An 18,890-nucleotide genomic window follows, 5' to 3' on the forward strand; every position below is an offset into this window, starting at 1 on the left:
GGACGGGAGTCACAATCGTTAACGGGGTGGGCCACAACGATGATCGTGTCGAAATACGTGTATCCGGATCTGGACGGCGTTCTGTCCGCGGAACGGGAATTGCGCGCAGCGCTCGGTCAGATCGCTGCCTCGACACAGGAATGCATTTTCATCAACGTCCTGCATGAACCCGAGCAGGCACTGGTCGTGCGTTCAGAGTCCGAAGCCACACGGCAGCTCGTCAATGACGCCCTCGCCTGCGTTGAAGCCGAAAGCGCCTGAGACGCCTATTTCTCCAACAGTTTCATAAGGATGGACCGGCACGCCTGACCATGTGTGGGGTCCGCGAGGGCGTGCGCGACGAAAGCCTCGAAATAGCCCGGCTTGTTGCCGCAATCGAAGCTGCGCCCTGAATATTCCACCGCGAAGAAGTCCTGGGTGTCCATCAGGCGGGCCATCGGATCGGTCAGCTGCAGCTCGCCGCCATGACCGGCCTCCTGGTTTTCGATCAGGTCGAAAATCTCCGGCTGCAGGATATAGCGCCCAGTGATCGCCAGATTGGACGGAGCGTCTTCGGGCTTGGGTTTTTCCACCATAGCGCGGATTTTTGGTGCCCCGGAACCGGACACGTCGACATCGACAATGCCGTATTTGGAGATGTCCTCGCGTGCGACCTGTTCCACCGCGAGAATGTTTCCGCCCCGCGCCTCATAGACATCGACCATTTCGCGCAGACAGCCCGGCTCACCGGTAACGATCACATCGGGGAGAATGATGGCGAAAGGCTCATTGCCGACGAAATTGCGCGCACAGCCGATCGCGTGGCCCAGACCAAGAGCGGCCTGCTGGCGGACAAAGGCGGCCGCCCCGGCCTTGGGCAGGCGCGCGCGCAAATCCGCGAGAATATCCGTTTTTCCCTGCTGTTCGAGCGTGGTCTCGAGCTCGTAGGCCTTGTCGAAATAGTCCTCGATCGCGCCCTTGCCGCGCGCAGTGACGAAAATGAACTCCTCGATTCCGGCAGCCTTCGCTTCGGCGACGACCCAGTCGATTGCGGGCCGGTCGAAGACCGGGAGCAACTCTTTCGGGATCGCCTTACTGGCAGGCAAGACGCGCGTGCCGAAACCGGCCACCGGGATCACCGCTTTACGTATCGTCACGTGCTTTTCCTCCCGCAGTCCTGATAATTCGCCGAATTAGCGCTTTCCACACCCCCCTCCCAATAGGTAAAGACGACCCGAACCGCAATGGCCGGACAGCGCCCGGCCGGACGCCCGCAAAGGAAGCAAAGCGAAGCGATGATCCTGCGCGTCAATGATACGTTCTTCTATCTGCTTACAGCGCTGGTCGTTGCGGCGATGATCGCGCCGCAGTTGATCATTGCCTCATCGCGGTGGGAGTCGCTCTCCGATGACGTTCGCGACAATGGCGTTCTGATCGAGGGCAATCGCCTGGCCGGCATGGCGGCGGGATCGGGCCTCAGCTTTGAAATGGTCCGGGATTCCCGCGGACGCCTTGTTGCGCGGATTACCGCTGATCGCGAGCTGGGCGACCCGACCAATATTGCGTCGGCAGGGGTGTTTGATGCCCTGCAGGCCCATGAGCTGGAAGCCATGGCCGGCTTCGTGCTGCGGGTGACCTTCACGATCAATTCCACCGATCTGAACGGTGCGGCCACTACCCATGTGGGGGGGTTCCAGCTGGGAATCGGCCAGAGCGGCTGGAGCGAACACACGCTGACCGCGGATGCCCAGGAAATCGAGGTGATGGTCTATCCGCCCAACTGCGACCCGGGCTATGCCTTCTTCGGGGTCTGGCCCTCAGCCCTTGCTGGAGCCAACAGCGTTGATTTGCACAGCATTCGCGTCGAGGCCGTCGAACCCTATGCGTGCAGTCAGGAATAGGCGGGTACGGCGATGAAGATATTCCTGACCGGAGCCGCCGGCTTTATCGGCTCGCATGCCACCCGCGCCCTGCTTGACCGGGGTCATGAAGTTCTGGGCGTCGACAATCTCAACGCCTACTACGACCCGGCCCTGAAACGCGCCCGGCTGGACCGGCTTGAAGGACAGGACGGGTTCCGCTTTGCCGAGCAGGATATCGCTGACGCCGACGCCATACGGACGATGGTGGCGGAGTTTCGACCCCAGCGCATCGTGCACCTCGCAGCCCAGGCCGGTGTGCGCTACTCGCTGGAAAATCCCATGGCCTATGTCCAGTCCAACCTGGTCGGCCATGTCAGCGTGCTCGAGGCGGCGCGACATTGTGACAGCGTCGAACACCTCGTTTATGCCTCTTCCAGTTCCGTCTATGGCGAGCGCGATGACGCCCCGTTCGGCGAGGACGATCCGGTCAATGCGCCGGTCTCGCTCTATGCGGCGACCAAACGCGCCGACGAGCTGATCAGCGCGACCTATTCCCGGCTCTATGACATCCCGCAGACGGGTCTGCGCTTCTTTACTGTCTATGGACCCTGGGGCCGTCCGGACATGGCGTATTGGAGCTTTACCGACGCCATTCTGCGCGGCCAGCCGATCCGGCTGTTCAACGAAGGCCGGATGGAACGCGACTTCACCTTTATCGACGACGTGATCGAAACGGCCATGCGGATCGTCGACGACACGCCCTCAGCCGGCTCCCATCGCGTCTACAATATCGGTGGTTCGGACCCGCGCCCGCTGGCCGAATTCATCACCGCGCTGGAAGCTGCCTGTGGCCGCAAGGCGATCACGGAACTGGCTCCGATGCAGGCCGGAGACGTCACGCGGACCGCGGCCGATGTGACCCGTATCAAGGCCGATTATGGTTATGCGCCATCAACCCGAATCGAAGACGGGCTGTCCCGTTTCGTGTCCTGGTACCGGAATTATTCCGGACTCTGACCGGGCAGCGGCCGGACATCGGGGTCCCGGCGCAGCAGCTTGATCGGCGACCAGGTCATTGCCTTGCCGATACCCGCACTTGTCACGACCCGGGTTTTCTGAACCTCACGGCGCCACGCCATGACTTCGGGCCAGGCCGCCAACGCATCGCGGATGGCGCGCCACGTGGGGCCATTGCGCTGGTGCGCGAAACTGCGCACCAGGAAAGCGAAATTGACCAGCAGGTGCGGCACCAGCATCGCCGCGAACATCAGGGGTGGTGTGTTCTTCAGGAAAGTCCAGATCCGGTTGCGGGTACCATAGTATACGACGAAGGGTGACGCCCGACCCGCGATCGCTGAACCGACATGTTTGACGACGGCTTCCCGGCACTGAACGGCCTGGTGCCCGGCCAGCCGCATCCGGAACGCCAGGTCGACGTCTTCCATGTAACAAAAGAAGTTCTCGTCAAACCCGTCCATCGCTTCAAACACGTCGCGGCGGTAGAGTGCCGCCGCTGCGCACGGGCCAAAGCAGACACCGGTCGGCGGAGCCGAAGAAACCGGTGCGCCAAAGCCACCGCGCCAGGCCACCCCGACGGGCGAATACACGTCCCCGGCCCCGTCGAGCAGACCCCGGTCCTCGGTTGATATCTGGGTAGAGCCGAGAGCCGCTGCCCCGGTCTCCTCGGCGCAGGCCAGCAGGGTTTCCAGCCAGTCCGCATTGGGAACGGCGTCGGGATTGAGCATGGCAATCCAGGGCGATTTGCTGACCGCGGCTCCCTGGTTGCACGCGGCAGCAAACCCCGTGTTTTCCCGGTTGGCGATCAGCGTGAATCGGTCATCGAGCGGGCCGAGCGATGCGATGGACCCGTCCTCGGACGCATTGTCGACGATGATGGCCCGGAAATCTGACAGGCCCTGCCGTTTCAAGCCCTCGATGCAGGCCTTGAGATAGGCCCCGGCATTGTAGTTGACGATAATGACGTCCACGCGCGCCATGAGGGCCCCAGATGCCAGCTGCCCGCGAGGATGCGGGTGGGCCTGCGATACACGGTTTTGTCCGTCATCAAAAGGCGACAACGCCGGCATCGGCGTCTATAGGTAATGACCGGTCGGGGAAGACGGGAAATCCAGACAATGAAACGGCATGACCGGGATTCCCTGGCATTCGAATTTGCCCGGATCTGTTCGCGGGCGTCCGTCGCGGTCATGGACATTTACGGCACGGAATTCACCGCCTCACAGAAAGCCGACCGGTCTCCGGTGACGGCAGCAGATCATGCCGCTGAAGCCATCATCCTGGAGGAATTGGCCGCCCTGTTGCCGGGCGTTCCGATCCTCGCCGAGGAAGCGTTCGAGGGCGGCAATCGGCCGGAAATCGGCGGTGAATTCCTGCTGGTCGATCCCGTCGACGGCACCAAGGAATTCATCTCGCGCAATGGCCAGTTCACGATCAATATTGCCCTGATCAGTGGACGCACACCGATGGCGGGTTGTGTCCAGGCCCCGGCGCTCGGTGCGATATTCGCGGGCGGAAAGTCGGCCTTCTCATGCCAAGGTGCGCCGGGTGCCGCACGGTTCGACTGGTCCGGCATCGCCGCTCGCCCTCGCCCAACTGAAAACCTGACGGCGGTGATGAGCCGGTCGCATCGTGACCCGGAAACCGAAGCGCTGGCCCGGGCCGAAGGGGTAACCGAGACGATCAGTGCGGGCTCATCGCTGAAATTCTGCATGCTGGCCGAAGGCAAGGCCGACATCTATCCGCGCTTCGGGCCAACGATGGAGTGGGATACCGCCGCCGGACACGCCGTGCTGGCGGCCGCCGGGGGGCGGGTGGAAAACCCGGATGGCACGCCCTTCCGCTATGGCAAGGTCGAGACCGGCTTTCTGAACGGGCCTTTCATCGCCCGCGGGCGCGCCTAGCCGAGACGGCCCAGCTTGCGTAGCGCCTCGATCACACGCGCCGCGGCGTCTTCAGGCGACAGGTCGGCGGTCTCAAGGTGAATATCGGGATTGTCCGGGGCCTCGTACGGGCTGTCGAAACCGGTGAAATTCTTGATCTCGCCTGCCTTCGCCTTCTCGTAGAGGCCTTTCGGGTCGCGTTCCATGCAGACCTCGATGGGCGCATCGACGAAGACTTCGAGGAATTCGCCCTGCTCCAGCAGGTCTCGAACCGCCTGGCGTTCGGACCGGAAAGGCGAGATGAAAGCGGTGGTCACGATCAGACCGGCATCGACGAAGAGTTTCGCGACCTCGCCCACGCGGCGGATATTCTCCACCCGGTCAGCCTCGGTGAAACCGAGATCGCGGTTGAGCCCATGCCGGACATTGTCGCCATCGAGCGTGTAGGTGTGATGCCCGGCCCGGGCGAGCTGTTGCTCGACTAGGTTGGCGACCGTCGACTTGCCGGCACCGGAGAGGCCGGTGAACCAGAGAAGCGTCGGCTTCTGCGCCTTGATCCGCGCCCGGTCAGTCTTGGTCACGTCAAAGGCCTGGCGGTGGATGTTCTGGGCGCGGCGAAGGCCAAATTCGATCATGCCGGCACCGACCGTCTGGTTGGTGAAACGGTCGATCAGGATGAAACTGCCGGTCTCCCTGACCGCATCATAGGCATCGGTTGCGATCGGATAGCTGAGAGAGAGGTTGGCGAGGCCGATCTCGTTCAACTCGAGCTTGGTAGCCGGAACAGGCTGATAGGTATTGATGTCGATCCGGTGTTTGAGTGCGCTGACCGAGGCGGGAACGGTCGCCGTGCCTGACTTCAGGAGGTAGGAGCGGCCCGGCATCAGCGCGTCCTCGCCCATCCACAGGAGTTTCGCCGCGAACTGGTCAGTGACTTCCGGGCGGTCCCTCGCGCCGGAAATGACATCCCCGCGCGCGATGTCGGTTTCCCGGTCGAGCACAAGCGTCACGGCTTCACCGGCGCGTGCGGCTTCGCGGTCGCCATCGGCGGTGACGATCCGTGCCAGCACAGCCGACGCGCCGCTGCCCGCGACCGTGACGCTGTCACCAACCCGCACCGACCCCGATACGACTGTGCCGGAAAACCCGCGGAAATCCTGATCGGGGCGGTTCACCCACTGCACGGGGAATCGGAACGGGCCGTCTACGTCGCGCACGGTGGCAGGCAAGGTTTCGAGATGAGCGAGCAGCGCCGGACCGTTGTACCAGGGCATGGCGGGACTGGCAGCGATGACGTTATCGCCTTCGCGCGCCGAGATCGGGATCGCCGTCACGCTGTCAAAGTCGAGGCTGGCAATGGCGGCCATGAATTCAGCGTGCAGCGCATCGAAACGGCCCTGTGCCCACTCGACACTGTCCATCTTGTTGACCGCCAGGATGATGTGGCGAACGCCCATCATGTGAACGATGAAGGCGTGCCGGCGCGTCTGTTCGCGGATACCCTTGCGGGCATCGACCAGCAGGATGGCCGCGGCCGCAGTCGACGCGCCCGTCGCCATGTTGCGGGTGTACTGCTCATGGCCGGGCGTATCGGCGACGATGAATTTGCGCTTCGCCGTCGCGAAATAGCGGTAGGCAACGTCAATCGTGATGCCCTGTTCGCGCTCGGCCTCGAGCCCGTCGAGCAACAGCGCGTAATCGATCCCGCCGCCGGCCTTGCCGTGGCGTTTCGACTCGGCGGCCAGCGTCGTGATCTGGTCTTCGAACAGAAGCTGACTGTCATGAAGCAGCCGGCCGATCAGCGTGGACTTGCCGTCATCCACCGAACCGCAGGTGACAAAGCGCAACACCCCGCCCTCCCCGGCATGGGAAAGACGGTCGATGGCCTCGGCGCGCGCCTGCCCGGCCATCAGAAATAGCCCTCGCGCTTCTTCTTCTCCATCGAACCCTGCTCGTCCTTGTCGATCAGGCGTCCGGAGCGTTCCGAGGTCCGCGCGGCCAACATTTCCAGCGCGACGGCTTCAATCGTGTCGGCTTCGGACTCGATCGCGCCGGTCAGCGGGTAGCAGCCGAGCGTGCGAAAGCGGACCTTGCGGGTCTGCGGTGTCTCACCATCGTGCAGCGGGAAGCGGTTATCATCGACCATCAGCAGCGTCCCGTCGCGTTCGACCACCGGGCGCGGCGCAGCGAGATAGAGCGGCACGACGGGAATGTCCTCGACCAGCAGATACCGCCAGATGTCGAGCTCGGTCCAGTTCGAGAGCGGGAAGACACGGATCGATTCGCCCTTGTGAATCCGGGTGTTGTAAAGCGACCAGAGTTCCGGGCGCTGGTTGCGCGGATCCCAGCCATGGTGGCGGTCGCGGAAAGAGAAGATGCGCTCCTTGGCGCGGGATTTCTCCTCGTCGCGGCGGGCACCACCGAAGGCCGCATCAAAGCGGTTTGCGTCGAGCGCCTGGCGCAGGGCCTCGGTCTTCATCACCTGGGTGTGCAGGGCCGAACCGGACGCAAACGGATTGATGCCGCGCGCCAGCCCGTCCGGATTGACATGAACACGCAAATCGAAACCGAACGCGTCTGCGAGGCCGTCGCGCCATTTGATCATGTCGGTGAACTTCCACGTCGTGTCGACATGGAGAAGCGGAAACGGCAAGGGCGAGGGGTAGAAGGCCTTCAGCGCCAGATGCAGCATCACCGCTGAATCCTTGCCGATGGAGTAGAGCATCACCGGATTGGCGAAATTCGCCGCCACTTCGCGCATGATGTGAAGGCTCTCGGCCTCCAGCGCGGCGAGGTCGGCGGGCATGGCCTGGACACGCGTACCACCGTCGCGCGCCCGAGCGGCATAGGCGTTCAGCGTGTCGGCAAAAGCGCTCATGGGGGCGTTCCTAGCCCGGCCCCGTCCCCGCGCCTAGACGCGGGCGAGCATTTCTTCGGCCACCGCGTCCGCGGTGATCCCGAAATGCGTGTAGAGATCATTGATCGGTGCCGACGCTCCGAATCCGGTCATGCCGACAAACCCGCCGTCGACGCCGATGAAGGCATCCCAGCCATAGCGGGCGGCGGCCTCGACCGCGACCCTGGGCAAGTCCTGCGGCAGCACGCTGTCGCGATAGGCCTTGTTCTGCGCCGCGAAGAGTTCCAGCGATGGCGCGGAGACCACGTTTACCGGCACGCCTTTGCTGGCAAGCGCTTCCGCGGCTTTGACCGCGATGGCGACTTCCGATCCGGTCGCGATGATCACGCCTTTCGGCGAGTCGGCGCTTTTGAGGACATAGGCTCCGCGCGCACTCAGGTTTTCGCTGCCGTCGTCGGTGCGCTGGAACGGCAGGGTCTGACGCGACAGGGCGAGGATGGACGGGCCGGTATCGTTTTTCAGCGCCAGTTCCCAGCACTCGGCGGTTTCCATGGCGTCGGCCGGACGGAAGACTTTCACGTTCGGCATGGCCCGCAGCGAGGCCAGATGCTCGACCGGCTGGTGGGTCGGACCGTCTTCGCCAAGGCCGATGGAATCGTGTGTGAAGACATAGACGACGGGCTGTTCCATCAGCGCGCCAAGGCGGATGGCCGGGCGGCAATAGTCCGCGAAGACCAGGAAGGTCCCGACATAGGGCCGGACACCGCCATGCAGCGCCATGCCGTTGGCGCAGGCCGCCATACCGTGCTCGCGCACGCCGAAATGGATATAGGAGCCGGAGTAGTCGGTCGCCGTGACCAGCGGTTGTTCCTTCACCTTGGTCAGGTTCGATCCGGTCAGGTCCGCCGAACCGCCGGCCAGCGACGGCATGGCCGGGACCATCACTTCAAGCGTCTTGCCCGAGGCCGCGCGGCTGGCGAGGTTGGGTTTTTCCGTCGCCAGAGCCTTGCGATAAGCGGCGAGCGCCTCGAACACGGAGGCCGGAGCGCTGCGGCTCAGGGCCCGTTCAAAGTCGCGCTTGTGCTCGGACTGGTTCAGACGGGCCAGCCACTCGCCGCGCTCACGTTCCCCGCGCAGTGCGGCCGCCGCCCAGTCCGCACGGATGGCGGCGGGAATGTCGAAAGGCACGTGGTCCCATGCCAGGGCCTCGCGGGTGCCGATGATCTCGTCCGCGCCCAGCGGCGCGCCGTGACTGGACGACTTGCCTGCCTTGGTCGGGGCCCCGAAGCCGATCGTGGTGCGGCAGGCGATGAGGACAGGCTTGTCCGACGTCTTGGCGGCTTCCAGCGCGGCATCAACCGCCGCCATGTCATGGCCGTTCACGCGGGAGGTCGCCCAACCGGCCGCCTCGAAGCGTTTCATCACGTCCGTGGATTCCGAAAGCTCGGTCGAACCGTCGATGGAAATCTCGTTATCGTCCCACAGGACAACCAGACGGTTGAGCTTCAGATGCCCGGCGAGCGAGATGGCCTCGTGGCTGATGCCTTCCTGGAGGTCGCCATCCGAGGCGATGACCCAGGTGCGGTGATCGACCAGTTCGTCGCCGAACCGCGCATTGGCCATGCGTTCGGCGAGCGCCATGCCGACAGCGGTCGAAATCCCCTGGCCCAGCGGACCGGTCGTGGTTTCCACACCCGTGGTGTGACCGAATTCAGGGTGGCCCGGTGTCTTCGATCCGAGCTGGCGGAAATTGCGGATCTCGTCGAGCGTGACATCGGCAAAGCCGGTCAGGTGCAAAAGCGCGTAGATCAGCATCGAGCCGTGGCCGGCAGACAGGACAAAGCGGTCGCGGTCCGGCCAGTTCGGGTCGGCAGGGTCGAATTTGAGGTGTTTCGCCCACAACACCGTTGCCGCATCGGCCATACCCATCGGCATGCCCGGATGGCCCGATTTCGCCTGTTCGACGGCATCCATGGCCAGGGCGCGGATGGCGTTCGCCATGGGTTTGAGACGCGCGGATTCGGTGTCCGTGCTGGGGGCGGTGTTCGACATCACGGGTCCGGGCCTCTTCCTGATAATTGCAGGCTGCGTAAATTCCATAAGGGGATTCGCCCGCGCAACCGACTCATGCCTGCGCGCGAAACCACCCGTCCGCCCCATGTCACGCTTTATTCACCGGGCAGGATTAGGAGGGGCGTCTAACACAGCTTGGTCACCAAGGAAGAGGCCTGACGTGCAGATATTCCTCGATAGCGCAGAACCCGGCCTGATCGCCGAACATGCCCGCACCGGGCTGGTAGACGGGGTCACGACCAACCCCTCGCTGGTCGCCAAGGCCGGCGGTGACTTTTTCGAGGGGCTGAAAGCCATCTGTGCCGCGGTGGACGGCCCAGTCAGCGCCGAAGTGGTTGCGATCGATGCGGCCACCATGGTCAGCGAAGGCAAGAAGCTGCGCGCCATTGCCGACAATATCGTGGTCAAACTGCCCCTGACTTTTGATGGGCTGAAAGCCTGCGCCGAACTGGCCGACGAAGGCCATCCGGCCAACGTCACGCTGTGCTTCTCGGTCAACCAGGCGCTGCTGGCGGCCAAGGCCGGCGCCGCCTTTGTCTCGCCCTTCATCGGGCGTCTCGATGATCGTGGAGAAGACGGCCTGGGCCTGATCCAGCGTATCAGGCAGGTCTATGACGAGTACGGGGTCGAGACCCGCATTCTCGCCGCCTCGATCCGCTCGCTCGAACATATCGAGGGCTCGGCGCTGGCCGGGGCTGACTGCGCAACCATCCCGCCAAATCTCTTCGACGCCATGGTTCGCCACGAGCTGACCGACAAGGGGCTGGAGGCGTTTCTGGCCGACTGGAAAGCCTCGGGCCGCGAAGGCCTTTAAAACGTCCCTGCCGGGGCCGGATGCGGGCTGATCCGGTCCGCCACCCGGTCGGCGAGATCCATCGAAGACGTCAGGCCGGGCGATTCAATTCCGAACATGTGGACGACGCCGGCCACACCGTGGATTTCCGGGCCGTCGATACGGAAATCCGCGGCCGGTTCGTCCGGTCCGCTGATCTTGGGACGGATGCCGGAATAGTCCGGCAGGAGCGCGCCCTCTGACAGGCCGGGCCAGTAGTCGCGTATGCGATCATAGAAGGCATCCGCTCGCGCCGGATCGACGGCATAGTCGAGCGTGTCGACCCATTCGACATCAGGACCGAAGCGCGCCCGGCCATTGAGATCGATGGTGATATGCACGCCCAGCCCGCCCGGTTCGGGCAGCGGGTAGACCAGCCGCGAAAACGGAGCCTTGGCGTTGAGCGAGAAATAACTGCCCTTGGCATACCAGGCTTTCGGCGCGGTCTTCGCGAACGGCCCACCCAGCCCCCGGGCGAAGTCCGGCGCGTGCAGGCCCAGCGCGTTGACCAGCAGTCTCGCGCCGATTTGCTCTCCGTCCGCCAACGTCAGAACGACGCCCTCCTCCGTCAATTCTCCGCCTGAGACACGCGTGTTGAGGATAGTCATCGCGCCATGGGCTTCGGCTTCGCCCTGCAGGGCGAGCATGAAGGCGTGGCTGTCGACGATGCCGGTCGACGGAGAGAGGAGCGCTGCTGAACAGGCCAGCTCCGGTTCCAGAGCCTGTGCTTCGGCGCGGCTCAGTAGACGAAGGTCAGCGACGCCATTGGCGGCCGCCTTGGCCTGGATCGCTTTCAGCCGGTCTTCCTCATTGTCCCCTGTCGCGACAATCAGCTTTTCACACCGCCGGTGCGGGACACCCCGTTCGGCACAGAATCGGTAAAGGCGTTGTTTCCCGGCGACGCAGGCCAGCGCCTTTAGACTGCCCTGAGGGTAGTAGATACCGGCGTGAATGACTTCACTGTTCCGCGAGCTGGTCTCCGACCCGATGATCGGACCGGCATCGAGGATCATGACCTCATGGCCCCGCAGCGCCAGCGCCCGGGCCGCCGCCAGTCCGGCAATGCCTGCGCCAAGTACGATGCACTCTACCTGGTCCATGCGGCCCCCGGCTGGCGGGCGGACAGTATCGCCTCAGAGATGCGGGCTGTCCTGGTCCTTTTCCTCGATGATGACGAGCTTGCCATCGCGTTCAGCGTAGCGTTCGCCGGTGCGCGGGCAGACGAGATCGGATTTCAGCACCTCACCGGCCCGGCTGACCCAGCCGATGCGCTTGGCCGGAACGCCCGCCATCAGCGCATGCGGCGGAACATCCTTCACCACAACCGCACCGGCGGCGATGAAGCAGTACTCGCCCAGCTCGGTTTTTCCGTTGGGATCACCGCAGACGATGGTCGAGTTGGCGCCGATCGTGGCACCGCGGCGCACGATGGTCTCGCCGAACTCGGCCTTGCGCTCGACGAAGCCGCGCGGCGTCAGGACGTTAGTGAAGACGCAGGACGGGCCGCAGAAGACGCCGTCTTCCAGAGTGACACCCTTGTAGAGCGAGACATTGTTCTGGACCTTGACCTTGTCGCCGATCGTCACGCCGGGACCGGCCATGACGTTCTGGCCCAGCGAGCAGTTGCGCCCGACCGTCGTGTTGGGAAGCACGTGGGCGAAGTGCCAGATTTTCGTGCCTTCGCCGATTTCCGCGCCGTCATCGACGACCGCGGTTTCATGTGCCCAGTAACCCATGGATTTTGCCCCCTCGGTATGAAATCGGCTGCGTTTATCCCGCGCCCGCCCCCGCCCCGCAAGCGTGATTTCACGGCCCGGTCAGACCGGCCGGCCTTCAATGAATTCGAAGCGGGTTTTCAGCTTCAGAAAGGGCTTCTCCAGAAACTGATAGGACAGGGCCGCGAACACGACGGTCACCGCGAAGACCAGCACAAACCCCTGTATCCAGACCCAGGGGTCATCCACGACCCAGCCGTTCGCCGAAACGGCGTCCCGGTCGTAGATCTGCGGTACCAGCCAGTCAGCCAGATACATGGCGAGGCGGTGAAAGACGTAGAGGCCGAAGGATATGCGTCCCAGATAGGCAATGGGCCGCCAGCCCAGCGGGGCTGACAGGATTGGTGTGGACAACACCGCCCACAGCATGGCGGCAGCGAGACCTGCCGAACCGAAATAGAGAAAGGCCTGATGCCAGCCCGGCTCCCACAGGAGGCCGGTGAAAAAGAGTATCCACACCGAGACGGCGGTCAGCGCAGCGATCGCCAGCCACTTCCAGCGCCAAACCAGCATCTGTCGCTCGAACACGGCCATGACGACGCCGGCCAGCAAGGCTTCGGGCTTGGCCGGTGTGAACACCCAGATCGCCGGATAGGGCACGTCTTCGAGGATGAAGACGAAGCGGAAGACGAGGGCGACGATCAGCCAGGCCGCTGCTACGCCGAGGAAAGCCCGGCGCGAGACGACTGCCAGCCCCGCCAGGAACGGCAGGACCAGGTAGAATTGTTCCTCGCTGGAGATCGTCCAGAGCGGGGAAATGACCGGTGCATTCGGCCAGCCGGAAAAGGCGGAATGGATATTGTTGGTGAAGGTGATGAAGCTGAGGAAGTGCGGCCAGTAATTGTCTTCGAAATTGAACCAGCCGGTCGCCGAAAAGACGAGTATCATCGCGAAATAGAGCGGCCAGATCCGCAAGATGCGGCGCAGGCCATAGCGCTTCCAGGAAATCCGTCCGGTCTCGCGCCGCTCGACCAGCAGCAGACGGGTGATCAGGAAACCGCTCAACAGGAAAAAGAGCTCGACCCCGAACCACATGTTTCCCTGGAAATAGGACAACCCGTCGAGCGGCGTGTAAAAACTGTGGTGCAGAAAAACGAGGAAGAAGGCGACAAAGCGCAGCCCGTCGAGTGCCGGGATATAGCCGCTGGACGGAACCGAACTGCCTGCCGTCATGTCCCCGCCCCTGACCCGGTCTAGCCGCGCGACGTTTGGGCGAGTTGGCGCACGAGGTCAACAAAGGGCTCGACTTCGCGGCTCCAGCTGTTTTTCTCGGCGAAGCGCCTTGCGGCGGCCGAGGCCTGGGTCAACCAGTCCGGATCAAGATCGCCCAGGCGGCGGGCGATATCAGCCGGAGCCTCGCCGTCGCTGACCAGAATCCCCATGCCGGCGGACCGAATGGCGGCCGCGAGTTCTGGAAGATCCCGAGCCAGCATGGGGACGCCGGCAGCAGCGTACTCCCAAAGCTTGTTGGGGGTCGCGTTACGCTGGTTCTCGCCGCGGCCCTCATAGAGGATCACGCCCAGCGTTGCGCTTGCGATCCAGAGCGGCAGTTCGGCATGAGGTACGGAGGGCAGGAAGCGCAGGCGCTGGGGATGACCCGCCCTTTCCATTTCCTCGCGCAGCGCCCCTTCGCCCATCACGGCGATGGTCCAGCCCTGCGGCAGATGCCAAGACATTTCGGCGAGCTGAATCAATCCGCGCATCGGACGCAACGCGCCGTGATAAAGCAGGATGTTCTCGCTCTCCGGCACGCCAAGTGCCGGACGCAAGCGATCCACACCGTCATGGGACGGATAGGGATCGACCGCATTACGGACGACAAGCGGCGAGCGCTTGATCCGCGCATCCCGCACGTAGAGGTCCGCAATCGACTGGTTGACGGTGACGAAACCATCGAGATGGGGATCGAGCCGGGTCTCAAGCCGCGCCACCCAGCGCCCACGCAGGGGATGATCGGGGTCTTCCTCGCTGTGGTATTCGTGCGCGTCGAAGACAAAGCGCGCGCCAGTCCGCCGCTTGGCCTCAATGGCGGCCGGCATGGCTTCCGGGTCAAACCCGATTATCACGTCTGGTTCAGAACGGACTGCGGCCTTCGCCAGTCCAGACTTGCGCTTGCGCGCCAGCCAGGCGTTGGCCAGCGTGCCGATTCCCGGCAAGGGCCGGAGCGCATAAGCCAGCCGTGTCAGAGGGCCGGGCTGGACTGCGGTGACACCGGGCGCGACCTTGATCCCGGGCATTTGGGGCACGATGGCGGAAACCTCGAACCCTTCAGCGGCGAGCCGATCCCGCAGTTTCAGGAAACGTGCATCATTGGGCACGAGATACATGGCGATGAAGAGAATTCGCGCCCGAGCGCTGTCTGCATTGCCATCGCTCATGGAAGGTGTTCCAAACTCTCATTGCCCGATATGAACACACTAAATGGCCCCGGAGCGGATAGAAACACGCCATGTGTAGCATCTGGACATCGGTGGGTTTCATCCCCCCGGAGCGCGCGCTCGACGCGGCGCGCCACCGCGGCCCGGACGGGTCGGGCGAGGTCCGTCGCGACACGGCGGCGGGTCTGCTGGTCATGGGCCACAAACGCCTATCGATCTACGATCTCAGCGATGCCGGACATCAGCCCATGGTGTCCTCTGACGAGCGCTACTCGCTGGTCTTCAATGGCGCGATCTACAATTTCGAGACCCTGCGGAGCGAACTCGAAGCCCTTGGCCACATGTTTTCGACCCAGTCTGATACCGAGGTCCTGATCGCTGCCTGGGCGCAATGGGGCATAGCGGCCCTTGCCCGGTTCAATGGCATGTTCGCCTTTGCTCTCCACGACGCCCGCGAGAACCGGCTGACACTCGCCCGCGACCGGTTCGGCGAGAAGCCGCTTCACGTTACGGCCTGGCGCGAAGATGGCGGAACGCGGTTCGCCTGCGCCTCCGAGATCGGCCAGCTGCTTGAAGCCCTGCCCGAACGGCCAAAGCTGAACCGCCGCGTTGCCGCCGACTTCATCAATGCCGGGGCGACTGACTGGGGCGACGAGACCTTTTTCGACGACATCACCCGTTTGCCCGCCGGGCATTTCGCCGAGATTGACCTGTCAAACCCCCTGCCCACACCAGGGGAGGTTATTCAATCCGAACGCTGGTGGACACAACCCGCGATGGACCCGTCGCTGGCACGGCCGGAAACCGCCGCCGAGGCCCTGCGGCCCGCGCTGGAACGCGCGGTGAAGCTGCGCATGCGCGCGGACGTCCAGGTCGGGTCCTGCCTCTCCGGCGGGCTTGATTCCAGCGGGATTGTCCTGCTCGCCGACCGCGACCGTGGCGAAGCCCCGATCCTGTGCGTTTCTGCCATTTTCGACGAAGAACTGCCGGGCGGCGGATCGATTTCCGAACGGCCCTATGTCGACATGGTCGCCGACGCGGCCCGGATTGAGCGGATCAGTGTGACCCCGGACGACGATGCGGTCCGCGAGACATTCGACTCCGCGATCACCGCGCAGGGCGAACCCTTCGCGTCCAGTTCAATCCTCATCCAGAACCTCGTTTTCAAGGCCGCACATCAGGCAGGCCTGAAAGCCATGCTCGATGGTCAGGGGGCGGACGAGCTCTTCGGCGGCTATCCCGGAATGGCTGGACCACATCTCGCCGATCTCGCGCTGTCGGCCGATTTCGGGGCGTGGAAGCGCACCGTCGATGCGCTGTGCGCGGACGAGAGCGATTTTTCGCCCTTCGAACTTTTCAGAGCGACCTATTCGAACATCCTGCCCTTCCCGGTGCGCAAGACGGTGGCGCGCTTCAAGGACGGTTGGCCGCCGCGCCCCTGGCCCGCCGGTCCGGCGGCACTCTATCCACCACCGCTTCCGGTCAAGACGCGCGGAGCCAACCGGTTCGACCGTTTGATCCGGGCGATGACCGGCGCGGTCTCGCTGCCATCGCTCTTGCGCTATGAGGACCGCAATTCGATGCGGTTCGGCATCGAGACGCGCCTGCCCTATCTCGACGCCGAGGTCTCCGACATCGCCTTCCGCGCGCCCGGCAGCGCCAAGATCGCTGATGGTGAGACGAAGCGCATGCTGAGACTGGCCCTCGATGGCGTTGTGCCGGAGCCAATCCTCCGCCGCCGCCGCAAGCTGGGCTTTTCGACGCCGGAGCAGCGCTGGCTGAATGGCCCGCTCGCGGATGTGGTCGAGGACGCGTTCGCGATGCTCGAGCGCGACTGGACAGGATTTATCGACATGCACGAGGCGCGGCTCGCGCGTACGGCAATGGGCCATGACACCAAGGCGGCGGGCATGGTCTTCCGACTCACCGCCTTCGCGCACTGGGCAAAGGCGAACGGGATATCCGGCTAATCAGCTCGCTGGACGCGAACAGCCAGCATCCTGACCATGCCAGTCGGATTATAATTGCGGATTGCAAACCGCGCGGTGTCTTCCACTGCGACAAAATTGGCCGTGGAAACGGTTCGCGCCTCGGTCAGTGCAATGCGGCTTGTTCCGCCATAAAAGGCGGAGCGGCCCATCGGCGAAATTTGGACAACCTGCCCCTCGTTGCCAAATAGCAGCAGTGTCAGCTCATAGGATTGGCCAGGCTCGACGCCCGCGACTGAAACAGTCGTGATCCGCTCAGCCTGATCGTTGGACAGTTCGTGACTGACATAGGAGACGTCATTGGCCAGGTCATCATCCAGGAGAATGGCGTTGGTTTGCTCCAGCCAGATCGTTTGAGCCGACGCGACGTCTTCCGCATCGAAATCCCCGATCTCGGCCAGGCCGCCATTGATTGCGAGGGGAATGTCCAACATGACCAGGTCGCGACGTCGAGACGGGTTCTGGCTTCTGAAAGCTGATAGTTTTCGAGGGACATGTAGGCATGATCGAACGTCTCGGAGAACAAGGTGTCCAGCGGCTCGGTGAGGAATTCCGCAGCGTCCTTTTTGGCTTGCTGAACGTGGTCCGCGAGTTCTTCGGCAGAATAAGAAGCCGCAATGTCATGAAGCGGCAGGACCGGACCATCCGCTTCACCGTCACGGGTAAAATAGGTTCCAAAAGTCGGATCGTAGAAACCCCAGCGCCCGTCGATGAGAACCTCAACCGCGGTATGATTTCCCTGGTTGGGAATGTTGTAGAGATTGACGTACCGGGTCCGTGCTCCCGTCAATTCCAGCAGGCCGCGCAAGACGTAGGAATAGCCGCCGCAGGCCGCGACGCACTCCTCAAAGAGCGCATTGAGATCCGGATCCGTGCGGTTCCCCTGATCACAAAAGGCGTAGACCGCCTGGGTCAGCCGCCGCGCGCGTTCATCGACAGGAATTTCGGCGAGCACGCGCGGATCAACACCCGCCGACTCATACCATCCCCGCGCAGCCGCCAGAGCGTCCGACGACAGGGGCGGAGTCCGGTCCGCCACAGGCTGTGCTGTGTTTTCCCCGCATCCGGCCAGGAGAGCCATGGACGCAAGGATGAGAGGCAGGCGAAAATGCAAGAACACGGTGGCAGCAGGCGAACTCAACTAATAGAACCGCGCAATCTAACCCTGCAGAGAAAACTCGCGCAATATCAAGAGGCGAGAAAGGCCTCAATGGCGTCGACCGTGCGCTCACCCGCGTCGCCCTGACCGTAGTCGGAAATGTCGTGGCGCGGGGCCTTCCAGTCATCCATGGTCCACAGCCGGTTCCAGCCCGCTTCGACGGTTTCAACCCACTCGGTCTCGTCGCGCAGCGTAATCGCCGGTTTGCGGTGGAAATAGGCTTCCTTCTGCAAGCCGCCGGAATCGGTCAGAACCAGCGACGAATCCGCCATCAGCCGATGCAGGTCAAAATACCCGAGGGGTTCGATCTGCATCACGCCCTTCGGGGTGATACCCCGCTCGGCCATGACTTTTTTCGTACGCGGATGGACCGGGAAGACGATCAGGCGGTCCTTGGCCTGCGCTTCCAGAAAGGCGATGACGCGGGCGAACCGTTCCGTGTCGTCGGTGTTTTCCGCGCGGTGCAATGTACAGACGGCATAGTCCTTCCCGGCGAGGTCTAGCCGGTCGACGATGTCGGACTTCGTTTTCGATTGTTCGATGGCATAGAGCGTCGCGTCGTGCATGACGTCGCCGACCGCGTGGACACCTCTGGTGATACCTTCGGCCTTCAGATTGTCGATGCCGGTCTGGGTCGGACAGAGCAGGAGCGCGCTCAAATGGTCGGCCATGACCCGGTTGATCTCTTCGGGCATGCGCCGGTTGAAGGAGCGCAAACCCGCTTCGACATGGATGACCGGGATGTGCAGTTTGGCCGCGGCCAGCGCGCCGGCCAGCGTCGAATTGGTGTCGCCATAGACGAGGACGGCGTCGGGCTTGTCCTCCATCAGCGCGTCCTCGATGGCGGCGAGCATCTTGCCGGTCATTGCGCCATGGGTGCCGCCACCGAATTCATATCGGCGCGCCGGGGCAGGAATGCCCAGCTCGTCGAAGAAAACGTCCGACATGCCCGGATCATAGTGCTGACCGGTATGGACGATCTTCTCGTCCAGGTTCGGGCGATCCGCGATCACGCGGCTGACCGCCGCCGCCTTGATGAATTGCGGGCGGGCACCGACGACGGTGAAAATGGTCCGGGTCACGGGCG

At 63.5% G+C, this 18,890-nt stretch carries 18 protein-coding genes; 7 read left to right on the top strand and 11 right to left on the bottom strand.

Translation table 11 applies throughout. The annotated features are described in order from the left end of the window. Positions 1-39: 39 nt before the first annotated feature. Entirely contained in the window at positions 40-261 is a 222-nt protein-coding gene (locus tag V0U35_RS07055; RefSeq protein ID WP_330195977.1) for a hypothetical protein, read from the top strand. A 5-nt stretch (positions 262-266) separates the two neighbouring features. Here the strand turns inward: V0U35_RS07055 and galU are convergent, their stop codons facing one another. Further along, entirely contained in the window at positions 267-1,136 is an 870-nt protein-coding gene (gene galU / locus V0U35_RS07060) for a UTP--glucose-1-phosphate uridylyltransferase GalU (RefSeq protein WP_330195978.1), read from the bottom strand. 138 nt (positions 1,137-1,274) lie between these two features. On the opposite strand from galU, the gene V0U35_RS07065 reads away from it, so the two are divergent. Both V0U35_RS07065 and V0U35_RS07070 read left to right on the top strand, forming a co-directional pair. Continuing rightward, the gene (locus tag V0U35_RS07065) at positions 1,275-1,880 is read left to right on the top strand and encodes a hypothetical protein (RefSeq protein ID WP_330195979.1); all 606 of its coding nucleotides are present in this window, start codon (positions 1,275-1,277) and stop codon (positions 1,878-1,880) included. Between the two features lie 12 nt (positions 1,881-1,892). Continuing rightward, the gene (locus V0U35_RS07070; protein WP_330195980.1) at positions 1,893-2,858 is read left to right on the top strand and encodes an NAD-dependent epimerase/dehydratase family protein; all 966 of its coding nucleotides are present in this window, start codon (positions 1,893-1,895) and stop codon (positions 2,856-2,858) included. On the opposite strand, the gene V0U35_RS07075 is transcribed toward V0U35_RS07070, so the two are convergent. Next, complete coding sequence (locus V0U35_RS07075) at positions 2,843-3,838, bottom strand: glycosyltransferase family 2 protein (RefSeq protein WP_330195981.1); 996 nt, start codon at positions 3,836-3,838, stop codon at positions 2,843-2,845. The genes V0U35_RS07070 and V0U35_RS07075 overlap by 16 nt on opposite strands. A gap of 138 nt (positions 3,839-3,976) precedes the next feature. On the opposite strand from V0U35_RS07075, the gene cysQ reads away from it, so the two are divergent. Next, entirely contained in the window at positions 3,977-4,762 is a 786-nt protein-coding gene (gene cysQ, locus V0U35_RS07080; protein WP_330195982.1) for a 3'(2'),5'-bisphosphate nucleotidase CysQ, read from the top strand. Here cysQ and cysN read toward each other — a convergent pair. From cysN to tkt, 3 genes are all read right to left on the bottom strand, one after another. Beyond that, a complete protein-coding gene (cysN, locus tag V0U35_RS07085; RefSeq protein WP_330195983.1) occupies positions 4,759-6,651 on the bottom strand; it encodes a sulfate adenylyltransferase subunit CysN in 1,893 nt (630 codons plus the stop codon). The genes cysQ and cysN overlap by 4 nt on opposite strands. Continuing rightward, the gene (cysD, locus tag V0U35_RS07090; protein ID WP_330196109.1) at positions 6,651-7,547 is read right to left on the bottom strand and encodes a sulfate adenylyltransferase subunit CysD; all 897 of its coding nucleotides are present in this window, start codon (positions 7,545-7,547) and stop codon (positions 6,651-6,653) included. Before cysD ends, cysN begins: the two co-directional genes overlap by 1 nt. A 105-nt stretch (positions 7,548-7,652) precedes the next feature. Next, positions 7,653-9,650 carry a transketolase gene (gene tkt, locus V0U35_RS07095; protein ID WP_330195984.1) on the bottom strand — a complete coding sequence of 666 codons (1,998 nt, stop codon included), beginning with the start codon at positions 9,648-9,650 and terminating at the stop codon, positions 7,653-7,655. A 181-nt stretch (positions 9,651-9,831) separates the two neighbouring features. Here tkt and fsa point away from each other — a divergent pair, with 181 nt between their 5' ends. Next, positions 9,832-10,485, top strand: a complete 654-nt coding sequence (fsa, locus tag V0U35_RS07100; RefSeq protein ID WP_330195985.1) for a fructose-6-phosphate aldolase — start codon at positions 9,832-9,834, stop codon at positions 10,483-10,485. Here fsa and V0U35_RS07105 read toward each other — a convergent pair. From V0U35_RS07105 to V0U35_RS07120, 4 genes are all read right to left on the bottom strand, one after another. Further along, complete coding sequence (locus V0U35_RS07105) at positions 10,482-11,603, bottom strand: NAD(P)/FAD-dependent oxidoreductase (RefSeq protein WP_330195986.1); 1,122 nt, start codon at positions 11,601-11,603, stop codon at positions 10,482-10,484. The two genes, fsa and V0U35_RS07105, sit on opposite strands and share 4 nt — an antisense overlap. Before the next feature lie 33 nt (positions 11,604-11,636). After that, the gene (locus V0U35_RS07110) at positions 11,637-12,239 is read right to left on the bottom strand and encodes an acyltransferase (protein WP_330195987.1); all 603 of its coding nucleotides are present in this window, start codon (positions 12,237-12,239) and stop codon (positions 11,637-11,639) included. 81 nt (positions 12,240-12,320) lie between these two features. Continuing rightward, positions 12,321-13,451, bottom strand: coding sequence for an acyltransferase family protein (locus tag V0U35_RS07115; RefSeq protein WP_330195988.1), 1,131 nt, complete (start codon positions 13,449-13,451; stop codon positions 12,321-12,323). Between the two features lie 20 nt (positions 13,452-13,471). Further along, the gene (locus V0U35_RS07120) at positions 13,472-14,656 is read right to left on the bottom strand and encodes a glycosyltransferase family 4 protein (protein ID WP_330195989.1); all 1,185 of its coding nucleotides are present in this window, start codon (positions 14,654-14,656) and stop codon (positions 13,472-13,474) included. Positions 14,657-14,727: 71 nt separating this feature from the next. Between V0U35_RS07120 and asnB the strand changes: the two genes are divergently transcribed. Next, complete coding sequence (gene asnB, locus V0U35_RS07125; protein WP_330195990.1) at positions 14,728-16,626, top strand: asparagine synthase (glutamine-hydrolyzing); 1,899 nt, start codon at positions 14,728-14,730, stop codon at positions 16,624-16,626. Here asnB and V0U35_RS07130 read toward each other — a convergent pair. Further along, entirely contained in the window at positions 16,623-17,078 is a 456-nt protein-coding gene (locus V0U35_RS07130) for a hypothetical protein (RefSeq protein ID WP_330195991.1), read from the bottom strand. The genes asnB and V0U35_RS07130 overlap by 4 nt on opposite strands. A gap of 68 nt (positions 17,079-17,146) precedes the next feature. Between V0U35_RS07130 and V0U35_RS07135 the strand changes: the two genes are divergently transcribed. Next, positions 17,147-17,890: a hypothetical protein gene (locus V0U35_RS07135; RefSeq protein ID WP_330195992.1), complete on the top strand. Its 744-nt coding sequence runs from the start codon at positions 17,147-17,149 to the stop codon at positions 17,888-17,890. Here the strand turns inward: V0U35_RS07135 and wecB are convergent. After that, positions 17,833-18,885: a non-hydrolyzing UDP-N-acetylglucosamine 2-epimerase gene (wecB, locus tag V0U35_RS07140; protein ID WP_330195993.1), complete on the bottom strand. Its 1,053-nt coding sequence runs from the start codon at positions 18,883-18,885 to the stop codon at positions 17,833-17,835. The genes V0U35_RS07135 and wecB overlap by 58 nt on opposite strands. Positions 18,886-18,890: the final 5 nt, after the last annotated feature.

The organism is Hyphobacterium marinum, assembly GCF_036330325.1.
GTDB lineage: Bacteria > Pseudomonadota > Alphaproteobacteria > Caulobacterales > Maricaulaceae > Hyphobacterium > Hyphobacterium marinum.